This window comes from Duganella alba, from assembly GCF_009674495.1.
Lineage (GTDB): Bacteria > Pseudomonadota > Gammaproteobacteria > Burkholderiales > Burkholderiaceae_D > Rugamonas > Rugamonas alba.
In genome coordinates, this window is record NZ_WKJN01000012.1 from 82083 (window position 1) to 93824 (window position 11742).

The window sequence follows — 11742 nt, forward strand, 5'->3', positions numbered from 1 at the left end:
CATGTTGCATTTGACATGCGAATTTCGCATACCTATATTTTATTCGATCTAAACCGTTTAGCACGCTGCAGGACGCTGCGCGTATCCATCTGAAAGGTATTAAATAATCTAAAAAGGGAGTTTTGATGTCCAGAAATTTGAAAGCTATTCCGCTGGCGATCACGCAACTGATCACCGCCGGCGCGTTTTCGGCTGTCTTCATTTCACCGGCGATGGCGCAGGCGGACGCGCAGGCCGAGCCACCGATCACCAAGGTTGAAATCACCGGCAGTTTCATTCGCCGCGCCGACGCCGAAACGCCCAGCCCGGTGCAGGTGCTGACGGCCGCCGATCTGAAAAACTCCGGTTACACCTCGGTGGCCGACGTGCTGCAACACATCACCGCCAACGGCGCCGGCACGTTGAGCCAGACCTTCTCGGGCGGCTTTGCCGCCGGCGGCGCCGGCATCTCGCTGCGCGGCCTGAACGACAACGCCACGCTGGTGCTGATCGACGGCCACCGCATGGCGCCGTATCCGCTGGCGGACGACGGCTCGCGCTCGTTTGTCGACATCTCCAACATTCCGTTCGACTCGGTCGAGCGGATCGAGATCCTGAAGGACGGCGCCTCGGCTGTCTACGGCTCGGACGCGATGGCCGGCGTGGTCAACGTGATCCTGAAGAAAAACCTGACCGGCACCTTCCTCTCGGCCGAGGGCGGACGCGCGACCCAGGGCGGCGGCCAGACCAGCCACGCCACCATCACGCACGGCCTGGGCGATCTCGACAAGGACGGCTACAACGCCTACTTCAGCGCCGAATACCGCCATCAAGATTCGATCCGCTACAACCAGCGCGCCGACGGCGGCACCTGGCAGGCGCTCGACATGTCGGCCTACGGCGGCAGCAACAAGGCCACCGGCGTCATCACGCCGCAGAACACCGCGCCGCTGACCTTGTCGCCATACTTCCTGAATCCGAACGTGACGCGCGTGCCCGGCGCCAACAACAGCGCCGCCTTCGGCTTCTTCCCCGGCTCGGCCTGCAGCAGCTACGCGCAACTGGCGTCGGGCGGCTGCGCCTATGACGATCCGTACAAGGAAATCCAGCCGAAGACCGAGAACATCAACCTGATCGCCAGCCTGACCAAGAACCTGGGCAACGGCTGGCAGGCCGACATCAAGGCGTCCATGTTCGAGAGCAAGGTGCGCCTGCCGCAGGGCTTCACCAACTTCCCGTCGTCGTATGGCCAGCAGCTGGAAATGCTGTCCGGCGTGCCGCCGCACTATCTGGCTGGCACCGCGATTCCGACGATCCGCGTGCCGGCCAATTATCCGGGCAACCCGTTCGGCGTCGCCGCCATCCTGCGCGGCCCGATCCCCGGCGCGCCGGACCGCAACATCACCACCGACTCCAAGGCCTACCGCCTGGTGGCGGATGTGACCGGCAACTGGGCGTCGTGGGACATCGACGCCTCGATCGGCTACACGCGCAACAACCTGGACCGCAACAGCACGGGCAACCTGAACGTGCCGGCGCTGAACGCGGCGCTGAACCGCGCGACCAATCCGTATCTGGTGTATGGCCAGAATACGCCGGAAGACATGGCGGCCATCTTCCGCAACGTGTCCTCGTATGACACCTCGGAACTGAGTTTTGCAGAGCTGCACGGCTCGCGCCCCGTGGCCAGCCTGCCGGGCGGCGACCTGATGGTCAGTATCGGCGCCGAAACCTTCAAGACCAAGCTGTCGGCGCCGGCCATGCCCAACGCGGACGGCAACACCAACGGCGCCTATGCCTTCGGTTCCGAGACCGCGAGTTCGGCCTACATGGAATTCGTGGCGCCGGTGCTGAAGAACCTGGAAATCGACGGCGCCGTGCGTTTCGACCACTACAGCCTGGCCGGCAATTCGACCACGCCGAAGCTGGCGTTCAAATACATGCCGACCGACGCCATCGCCTTGCGTGGCACGCTGTCGAAAGGCTTCCGCGCGCCGGGTCCGGCCGAGAACGGCAACTCCGCCAGCAGCGGCGGCGTCGGCAGCAATGCCGACCCGATCCTGTGCGCCTCCGGCTACCAGGCCAACGGCCAGTATCCGCGCGGCACCGTGATCGCTTCGTGTAACGAATCGCTGATCGGCCTGACCACCACCAATCCCGACCTGAAGCCGGAGAAATCGGTGTCCGCCACGCTGGGCCTGATCCTGGAACCGGTCAAGGGCTGGAGCACGGCGATCGACCTGTATCAGATCACCGTCAAGGACCAGATCGTCGGCGGCCCGCTGTCCGGCACGCCGGTGCGCAATTCGCCGGAGCCGAGCGATTGCGCCGACGGCAACGGCGGCACCTACACCTGCACGCCGACTGTGGGCCGGATCGCCTACTACCCGGCGACGCCGATCAACGCCAACAGCACCCGCACGCGCGGCATGGAATTCGACACCCGCTACCGCTTCAACCTGGGTGATTACGGCCGTCTGAAAACCGAGTTCCAGTTCGCCCACGCGTTCAGCTATGTGATGAACATCGGCGGCGTGGCGTATGAGCTGGCCGGCGGCCACGGTCCGGCAGGCATTGGCGCCGACACCGCCAATCCGAAGGACCGTGCGCAACTGGAGCTGACCTGGGAAAAAGGCAAGTGGGATGTCGCCACCACCTTCCACTGGATTTCCAGCTACAACCTGACCGACCCGACCAGCGGCCAGCTGACCTGCGCCGACGGCGGCACCATGAACGGTATTTTCCCGGAGGGGAATACGCCTGCGCAGTTCTGCAAGGTGCATTCGTTCCTGGAAACCGACCTGTCGGCGCATTACAAGCTGGACAAGCAGTGGACCTTCCACGCTTCGGTGACCAACCTGTTCAACCAGGCGCCGCCGGTGGACGTCAGCACCTACGGCAGCGGCCGGCCATACAACCTGTCGCTGCACTCGGCCGGTGCGATTGGCCGCTTCGTCAACGTGGGGGTGAACTACACGTTCTGATGGTTTTGATCTAAAACTGCACATATTATCTAAAATAAGATAATATGTGCAGATGAAAAAAACAGCTGAACATCAGAATCTGCTCGCGCAGATGCAGCAAGTCGCGGAAGGGCTGGGCAAAACGCTCGCGCCCTTCTGCGAAGTGGTGCTGCACGACCTGACCGAGCCGGAACACGCCATCCTGGCGATCCACAACAACCTGTCGGGCCGCGATGTCGGCGCGCCGGCGACCGAGCTGGGCCTCGCGCGCGCGGCCGATCCGGCGTTCGAGCAGGTCATCGCCAACTATCCCAACACCTTCCCCGACGGCCGCCTGGCCAAGAGCACCTCGATCGGCATCAAGGACAGCCAGGGCCACTACATCGCCGCGCTGTGCCTGAACGTGGACCTGACCGTGTTCCGCAGCCTGAACACCATGCTGACGCAATTCGGCAGCGTGGATACGGCCGCCGCCATCACGGAAACCATGGCGCCGAGCGGCGCCGACGCCATCCGCCAGCGCATCGACCAGTTCGCCGCGCGCCTGGGCACCACGCCGCGCGCGCTGAAGTCCGAGGAGCGCAAGGCGCTGATGCGCGAACTGAAGGAATCCGGCCTGAGCGAAGTGCGCCGGGCGATGGACATCGTCGCCGCCTACCTCAACGTCTCCCGCGCCACCGTCTACAACGATGCGCGCTAATCCACTACAGGAAAAATCATGAGTGAACTGAAACTGCCTACCTTTGAAGACGTGGTTGCCGCTTCCGAGCGGATTGCCGGCGTCGCCCACCGCACGCCGGTGCTGACCTCGACCACGGCCAATACCGAGCTGGGCGCGGAAATCTTCTTCAAGTGCGAGAACTTCCAGCGCATGGGCGCGTTCAAATTCCGCGGCGGCTACAACTCGCTGGCCAAGTTTACGCCGGAGCAGCGCAAGGCGGGCGTGGTGGCTTTCTCGTCGGGCAATCACGCGCAGGCGGTGGCCCTGTCGGCCAAGCTGCTGGGCATTCCGGCGACCATCGTCATGCCGCATGACGCCCCGGCCGCCAAGATCGCCGCGACGCGCGGCTACGGTGCGCAAGTGGTGATCTATGATCGCTACACGGAAGACCGCGAACAGATCGGCCGCGACCTGGCCGCCAAGCACGGCCTGACGCTGATCCCGCCCTACGACCATGCGGACGTGATCGCCGGGCAGGGCACGGCGGCAAAAGAATTGCTGGAGGAGGTGGGGCGTCTGGACTACGTATTCGCGCCCTTGGGCGGCGGCGGACTGCTGAGCGGAACCGCGCTGGCAACGCGCGCACTGTCGCCGGCGGCGAAGATCTACGGCGTGGAGCCGGAAGCCGGCAACGACGGCCAGCAATCATTCCGCAGCGGCAGCATCGTGCACATCGAGACGCCGAAGACGATTGCCGACGGCGCGCAAACCCAGCACCTGGGCAATTTGACGTTCCCGATCATCCAGCGCGACGTGGATGACATCCTGACGGTGAGCGACGAACAGCTGCGCGCCGAAATGCGCTTCGTCGCCGCGCGCATGAAAATGGTGATTGAACCGACTGGCGGCCTGGGGCTGGCTGCCGCACGCGCCATCAAAACCCAACTGCAAGGCAAGCGCGTCGGCATCATCATCAGCGGGGGCAATGTGGACATCGCCCGCTACGCCGAACTACTGGCCTGAGACCCGCAAGCCAAGCGATACGCATGCCGTACCACTTAGGGGTCTGACCCAAAGGGTCAGACCCCACCTGGCCGTGCGGGTTTAAGCCGGCAACTTGGCAATCTGCTCGCGCATCTTGTCCAGCGTCGCCGAGAAGTTGGCCACGCGTTCCTTCTCCTGCGCCACCACCTCAGCCGGCGCACGCGCCACGAAGCTCTCATTCGACAGCTTGCCGTTAGCCTTGTTGATCTCGCCTTCCAGACGCGTGATCTCCTTGCTCAAACGCTCACGCTCGGCCTTGACGTCGATCTCCACCTTCAGCATCAGCTTGGTCGTGCCAACCACCGCCACCGCCGCTGGCGAATCCGGCAGCGCATCAACAATCTGCACTTCCGCCAGCTTGCCCAGCGCCTGAATATACGGCGCGCACAGCGCCAGCGCTTCCTTGTCGGCCGCATTGCCCGGCTCGACGATCAGCGGCACGCGCAGCGACGGCGCCAGTTGCATTTCACCGCGCAGATTACGGGTCGCATCGATCAGCGCCTTCAGCTGCTGCATCCACGCCTCGGCCGACTCGTCGATGTTGGCGGTATTCGCGATCGGATACGGCTGCAGCATGATCGAATCGCCGGTCTTGCCGGCCAGCGGCGCAACCGCCTGCCACAGCGCTTCGGTCACGAACGGAATCACCGGATGGGCCAGACGCAGCACCACTTCCAGCACGCGCAGCAGCGTATGACGGGTGGCGCGCTGCTGGCCTTCGGTGCCGTTCTGGACCTGCACCTTGGCCACTTCCAGATACCAGTCGCAGTACTCGTCCCACACGAACTTGTAGATGGTCGAAGCGATGTTGTCGAAGCGGTAGTCTTCGAAGCCCTTGGCCACGTCCAGCTCGGCCTTTTGCAGCAGCGAGATGATCCACTTGTCGGCGTTCGACAGGTCGGCTTCGGAAGCGGAGCAATCCTTCTCTTCCGTGTTCATCAGCACGAAGCGGGTGGCGTTCCACAGCTTGTTGCAGAAGTTGCGGTAGCCTTCGGCGCGGCCCAGGTCGAAGTTGATGTTGCGGCCCAGCGAGGCGTACGACGCCATCGTGAAACGCACCGCGTCCGTACCGTAGGCAGCGATACCTTCCGGGAATTCCTTGCGGGTGGCCTTGGCGATCTTCTCGGCCGCTTTCGGGTTCATCAGGCCGGTGGTGCGTTTCTCCACCAGCGCATCGATGCCGATGCCGTCGATCAGGTCGATCGGGTCCAGCGTGTTGCCCTTGGACTTGGACATCTTCTGGCCCTGCGAGTCGCGCACCAGGCCGTGCACGTAGACGGTCTCGAACGGCACCTTGCCGGTGAAGTGCAGGGTGAACATCACCATGCGCGCCACCCAGAAGAAGATGATGTCGAAGCCGGTCACCAGCACCGACGATGGCAGGAAGGCTTTCAGGTCCGGCGTTTCTTCCGGCCAGCCCAGCGTCGAGAACGGCACCAGCGCGGACGAGAACCAGGTGTCCAGCACGTCGTTGTCGCGGCGCAGCGGCGTGGTGACGCCTTGCGCGGCGGCCTTTGCGACAGCTTCCGCCTCGGTCTTGGCGACGTAGATGTTGCCGTTGTCGTCGTACCAGGCCGGAATCTGGTGGCCCCACCACAGTTGACGCGAGATGCACCAGTCCTGGATGTTGTTGAGCCACTGGTTATAGGTGTTGCTCCAGTTTTCAGGGACGAACTTGATGTCGCCGCTGGCGACTTTTTCCAGCGCCGTTTCGGCGATCGATTTGCCCGGGAAGAAAGTGCCTTCCGGCGCCGGCTTGCTCATGGCGACGAACCACTGGTCGGTCAGCATCGGCTCGATGACGACGCCGGTACGGTCGCCGCGCGGCACCATCAGCTTGTGCGGCTTGACTTCGACCAGCAGGCCCTGCGCTTCCAGGTCGGCGACGATCTGCTTGCGGGCCGCGAAGCGGTCCATGCCGCGATAGGCTTCCGGCGCGTCGTCGGTGATCTTGGCTTCCAGCGTCAGGATCGACGGCATCGCCAGCTTGTGGCGCTGGCCGACAGCGTAGTCGTTGAAGTCGTGGGCCGGCGTGATCTTCACGCAGCCGGTGCCGAAGGCCTTGTCGACGTATTCGTCGGCGATGATCGGGATTTCGCGGCCGACCAGCGGCAGCGTCAGCATCTTGCCGACCAGCGCCTGGTAGCGTTCGTCGGTTGGATCGACCGCCACGGCGACGTCGCCCAGCATGGTTTCAGGACGGGTGGTGGCCACGGTCAGCGAGCCGCTGCCATCGGCCAGCGGGTACTTGATGTACCACATCGAGCCGTCTTCCTCTTCCGACACCACTTCCAGGTCGGAAACGGCGGTGCCCAGCACCGGGTCCCAGTTGACCAGGCGCTTGCCGCGGTAGATCAGGCCTTGCTCGTGCAGGCGCACGAAGACGTCGGTCACCACTTTCGAGCGCGTCTCGTCCATGGTGAAGTATTCGCGCTGCCAGTCCGGCGAGGCGCCCAGGCGGCGCATCTGGCCGGTGATGGTGGAGCCGGATTTCTCTTTCCACTCCCAGACCTTCTTGATGAACTCTTCGCGGCCCAGGTCGTGGCGCGAGATTTTCTGCGCGTCGAGCTGGCGCTCCACCACGATCTGGGTGGCGATGCCGGCGTGGTCGGTGCCCGGAATCCAGGCCGTGTTATGGCCCAGCATGCGGTGGTAGCGGGTCAGGCCATCCATGATGGTCTGGTTGAAGGCATGGCCCATGTGCAGGGTGCCGGTGACGTTCGGCGGCGGCAGCTGGATGCTGAAAGAAGGCTTGCCGGCGTCGAGGGTGGCGGTGTAATAACCGCGCGATTCCCACTCGGTACGCCAGAACTGTTCAATGTCGGCAGGCTCGAAAGACTTGGCTAATTCCATGATATGGCTGATATATTTTAGTAAATGCGTTTGCGGAGACAGCCATTATAGATGACGCAGCCCCTGCTGCGCATTATTGTGGCAGTGGCAAAATATCATAATCACAACGAGGAGACCTGGCATGCCTGACTTTGAAACATTGACGCTGAGTGTGGAAGACAAGATCGCGACGGTGCGGTTGAACCGGCCGGACAAGTTGAATGCGATGAATGCGGCGATGTGGAACGATATCCGCAGCGCCTTCCGTTACATCGATGAGACGCCGGACATCCGCGTGGCGATCCTGGAAGGCGAGGGCAAGGCCTTCACCGCCGGCATCGATCTGCAGATGATGCTGGGCGTCGGCGCCCAGGTGCGCGACGAGTGCGACGGCCGCACGCGCGAGAACCTGCGCCGCGTGATCCTCGACCTGCAGGACACGCTGACCAGCCTGGAACGCTGCCGCAAGCCGGTGCTGGCCGCCGTGCACGGCGCCTGCGTCGGCGGCGGCATCGATCTGATCAGCTGCGCCGACATGCGCTACTGCTCGGCCGACGCCTGGTTCACCATCAAGGAAATCGATATCGGCATGGTGGCCGACGTCGGCACCCTGCAACGCCTGCCACGGCTGATCGGCGACGGCATGGCGCGCGAACTGGCCTACACCGCGCGCAAGTTCGACGCGACCGAAGCGAAGGACATGCGCCTGGTGAACCGCGTGTTCGAATCGCCCGAAGCGCTGCGCGCCGGCGTGCGCGAGATCGCCGCCGGCATCGCCGCCAAGTCGCCGCTGTCGGTGCGCGGCGTCAAAGAGATGATCAACTACGCCCGCGACCACAGCGTCGCCGATGGTCTCAACTACGTCGCCACCTGGAACGCCGCCATGCTGATGTCGGCCGACCTGCAGGCGGCGATGATGGCCGGCATGAGCAAAAGCACGCCGCAGTTCAAGGACTAGTCGGCCAGGCGCCAGCTGTCGCGGCCGGCCGCCTTGGCTTCGTACAGGGCCACGTCGGCGCGCTTGTACAGCTGCTCGTGGCTGTCGCCCTCGCGGTAGACGGCGGCGCCGATGCTGGCGCTGATGGCGATCACGGCGTCGCCGTGCGGCAGCGGCGAGGCCAGGTGGGCCAGGATGCGGGTGCACACCGGTTCCAGCATCTCGCTGTTGCCGGTCCGGTTCAGCAGCACGGCGAATTCGTCGCCGCCCAGGCGGAACGGGCGGTCGGCTTCGCGCACCGCCGCGCGCAGATGGTCGGCGGTGGCCGCCAGCAGCGCGTCGCCGGCGTCGTGGCCATAGGTGTCGTTGACCGGCTTGAAGCGGTCCAGGTCGATCAGCAGCAGCGTGAACGCCGGGCCGCCGCGCTCGGCCTGCGCCACCAGGTGGCGCAATTCGTCGTTGAACAGGCGGCGGTTGGCCAGGCCGGTGAGCGGATCGCCGTAGGCCAGCGTCTCCAGCTGCGCCTGGGTGGCGCGCAGTTCCGCCGTGCGCGCCTCGACCATCGCCTCCAGCTCGCGCTGGCGGCGGCGCAGGAAGGCGGTGCGCATCTGCACCAGGCCGGCGCCCAGCACCAGCACCAGCGCGATCATCGCCAGCCGCGCCACCGGTTCCTGGTGCCAGGCCGGCAGCACCCGCACCGGCACTTCCAGCGGCGCGGCCCACTCGCCGTTGCGGTTGGAACCGCGCAGTTGCAGCACATAGTCGCCTGGCGGCAGGTTGTTGTAGCTGGCGCGGCGCGAAGTGGCCTCGCTGTCGACCCAGTGGCGGTCGAAGCCTTTCAGCTGGTAGGCGTAGCGGTTGCGTTCAGGCGCCGAGTAGTCGAGCGCGGCAAACTCCACCGAAAAGCCGCGTTCGCGCGCGGCCGTGGTCACGGTGATCGGCGCGGCCTTGCCGGCCAGGCCCGCGTTATACGGCCCGATCGGGACTTCCTTGTCGTTGAGCTGGATGCGCGTGACCACCACCGGCGGCGTGTAATGCCAGTCCACCAGCGCCTTCGGCCGCACCACGGTCAGGCCGGACAGGCCGCCGAACACCAGTTCGCCCGCCGGGGTGACGGCGCCGGAATTGGTCCAGTAGGTCGGCACGTCCACGCCTTCGCCGGGACCGAGCGCGCGCACCGCCAGCGAGCGCGGATCGATGCGCGCCAGGCCGGCGTCGGTGCTGGCCCAGACCATGCCTTGCGCATCCTGCAGCAGCTTGTTGGCGCCACTGTCGGGCAGGCCCTGCTGCATGCCGATGCGGCGGAAACGGCGCCGGCCATCGGCGTCGGTGCGCTCCATGATGACCACGCCGGTGCCGAAGTTCGACAGCCACAGGCGGCCCGCCTGATCCAGCAGCAGCGAGGATACATAGCCGGGCGGCAGCCGGTCCGGCGTCGCCAGGTCGGTGGGAATCGCCTCCACCGCGTCGGCGCTGACGCGCGCCAGGCCGGTGCGGGTGCCGACCCAGACGTCGTCGCCGGCCGGCAGGATGGCGGTCACGCGCGAATCGCCCAGGTTCTTTGCCTCGTGGCGCAGCAGGCGCGGCGCGGCGCCGGGCGTCAGGTCGAACCCCCACAGGCCGTCCAGGCCGCCCAGCCACAGCGTGTTGCCGGCCACCGCCAGCGCATAGACTTCCTCCTCGGCGCGCCGCTGCGGCAGCGGCAGCCGCTGCGCGCTGCGGCCATCGGCGCCGGCGCGGAACAGGCCGTGCTGGGTGCCGAGATAGACGTCGCCGCCGGGACCGGTCACCAGCGTCAGCACGCGGCCCTGCGGCAGGCCGGCGCTGGCGGCCAGGCGGCTGCTGTAACCCTGGTAGGGATCGATGATGTCGATGCCGCCACTAATCATGCCGAGCCACAGCCGGCCGTCAGGGGCGACCATCACGCCGGGCACGCTGGCGACGCCGCTGCGGGCGGCGTCCACGTGGCGGATGGTGGCCACGGCGCGCGGCTTCGGCGCGTGCTGGCTGATGCCGGCCATGTCGGAGGCGTAGATGATGCCGCTGCGCTCCATGAACATGGCCATCACATCGTTGTCGGCCAGGCTGTCGGGCGTGTCGGCGCGGTGGCGGATGCGGCGCGAGGTGCCGTGCTCCACGTCGAGCACGACGATGCCGCCATTGGCGCCGTCGGTGCCGAACCAGATTTCGCCGGGCGCCGCCTCGACGATGGCCGAGATGCGTTCATTCTGCAGCGTCGGCTGCGCTCCGCTTTCCAGCACCGGCGCCGCCACCGCCGCGCCGGGCGCCAGCACGAAGGCGCCGCTGGTGCGGCTGCCGATCCACAGGCGTCCGGCGCTGTCCTTGAACAGCACGCCGATGGCGATGCCGGACTTGCCGGCCAGCGGCACCGGCCGCGCCGGCTGGTCTTGCTGCAATTGGAACAGGCCGCGCCGCGTGCCCACCCACAGCGCGCCGTCGGCATCGCGCACCAGGGTGTCGATGCCGCCCTCGGGCAGGGCCGTGGCGCCCCAGCTGTCGCCGCGCCGGGTGAAGCGGCCGTCGGCGGCCAGGTGATCGAGGCCGCTGCCGGTGGCGATCCACAGGCCGCCTTCGCCGTCGTCGGCCATGGCGGCCACGCGCGGGTCGCGCAGGCCGGTGGGCGAGGCGCGGTAGCGCACGAAGTTGTCGTGTTCAGGATCGTAGCGCGCCAGGCCGCCGGAATTCATGCCGGCCCACAGGCGGCCCCGGCTGTCGACATGGACGCTGATGATGTAGCTGTCGGGCAGGGCGTCGTCGCGGGCGTCGGCCACGTACTTGACGTGGCGGTTGCCGTCCCAGCGCGTCAGGCCGGACTGGGTGCCGATCCAGATGAAGCCCTGGGCGTCCTGGGCGAAACACAGGCCGCTGCTGATGTCGTTGTGCACATAGCGCTTGAAGGCGGTATGGGTCATGCCGGCCCAGCGTTCGCCGGGTTCGGCGCGCACCGGTACACCCTGCATCAGCAGGCAGAGCAGCAGGCTCAGCGAGGCGAAAATGCGCGGCAGAATGTTGAGTCGGTGACAATTGCTATGTGGCATCAGACAACTATACCTTAGTGTTCGCGCGCAGAATGTAGGATTTTTGCCACTTTTCAAATGGCGGGCGTATAATCGGCGCGCTGCCGCAAGGTAGCACACGCTAGGGGTCCTGCGTCGCGCATGTTGTACATGCGCGGCGCGGGTGAGAAATACCCTCCGAACCTGATCTGGATAATGCCAGCGAAGGGAAGCTCAGGATGCCGCCGCACCGTTCATGGGTGCGGGCTGTCGTCCTCCCTCCTTTGCTGGCTCCTGTAGCCCAACAAA

General features: G+C 65.7%; 6 protein-coding genes and 1 riboswitch. Of the genes, 4 read left to right on the top strand and 2 right to left on the bottom strand.

The annotated features are described in order from the left end of the window. Positions 1-125: 125 nt before the first annotated feature. Genes GJ695_RS14195 through GJ695_RS14205 form a run of 3 tightly spaced genes read left to right on the top strand, consistent with a single transcriptional unit; the run spans position 126 to position 4626 of the window. On the top strand, positions 126-2963 hold the full coding sequence (locus GJ695_RS14195) for a TonB-dependent receptor (RefSeq protein WP_154365749.1): 2838 nt from the start codon (positions 126-128) through the stop codon (positions 2961-2963). Between the two features lie 52 nt (positions 2964-3015). Then, complete coding sequence (locus tag GJ695_RS14200) at positions 3016-3642, top strand: helix-turn-helix transcriptional regulator (protein WP_154365751.1); 627 nt, start codon at positions 3016-3018, stop codon at positions 3640-3642. A gap of 18 nt (positions 3643-3660) precedes the next feature. Further along, a complete protein-coding gene (locus GJ695_RS14205) occupies positions 3661-4626 on the top strand; it encodes a threo-3-hydroxy-L-aspartate ammonia-lyase (RefSeq protein ID WP_154365753.1) in 966 nt (321 codons plus the stop codon). Between the two features lie 81 nt (positions 4627-4707). Here the strand turns inward: GJ695_RS14205 and GJ695_RS14210 are convergent, their stop codons facing one another. Beyond that, positions 4708-7500: a valine--tRNA ligase gene (locus tag GJ695_RS14210; protein WP_154365754.1), complete on the bottom strand. Its 2793-nt coding sequence runs from the start codon at positions 7498-7500 to the stop codon at positions 4708-4710. Positions 7501-7621: 121 nt separating this feature from the next. Here GJ695_RS14210 and GJ695_RS14215 point away from each other — a divergent pair, with 121 nt between their 5' ends. Then, positions 7622-8437 carry a crotonase/enoyl-CoA hydratase family protein gene (locus tag GJ695_RS14215; protein ID WP_154365756.1) on the top strand — a complete coding sequence of 272 codons (816 nt, stop codon included), beginning with the start codon at positions 7622-7624 and terminating at the stop codon, positions 8435-8437. On the opposite strand, the gene GJ695_RS14220 is transcribed toward GJ695_RS14215, so the two are convergent. Further along, a complete protein-coding gene (locus tag GJ695_RS14220) occupies positions 8434-11475 on the bottom strand; it encodes a ligand-binding sensor domain-containing diguanylate cyclase (protein WP_154365758.1) in 3042 nt (1013 codons plus the stop codon). The genes GJ695_RS14215 and GJ695_RS14220 overlap by 4 nt on opposite strands. Positions 11476-11567: 92 nt before the next feature. After that, positions 11568-11681, top strand: a riboswitch (TPP riboswitch). The last annotated feature ends 61 nt before the right edge of the window (positions 11682-11742 follow it).

Bases quoted from the DNA above. Each gene is read 5' to 3' on its own strand.
- GJ695_RS14195 (WP_154365749.1), top strand. From the start codon at position 126: ATGTCCAGAAATTTGAAAGCTATTCCGCTGGCGATCACGCAACTGATC.
- GJ695_RS14200 (WP_154365751.1), top strand. From the start codon at position 3,016: ATGAAAAAAACAGCTGAACATCAGAATCTGCTCGCGCAGATGCAGCAA.
- GJ695_RS14205 (WP_154365753.1), top strand. From the start codon at position 3,661: ATGAGTGAACTGAAACTGCCTACCTTTGAAGACGTGGTTGCCGCTTCC.
- GJ695_RS14210 (WP_154365754.1), bottom strand. From the start codon at position 7,500: ATGGAATTAGCCAAGTCTTTCGAGCCTGCCGACATTGAACAGTTCTGG.
- GJ695_RS14215 (WP_154365756.1), top strand. From the start codon at position 7,622: ATGCCTGACTTTGAAACATTGACGCTGAGTGTGGAAGACAAGATCGCG.
- GJ695_RS14220 (WP_154365758.1), bottom strand. From the start codon at position 11,475: ATGCCACATAGCAATTGTCACCGACTCAACATTCTGCCGCGCATTTTC.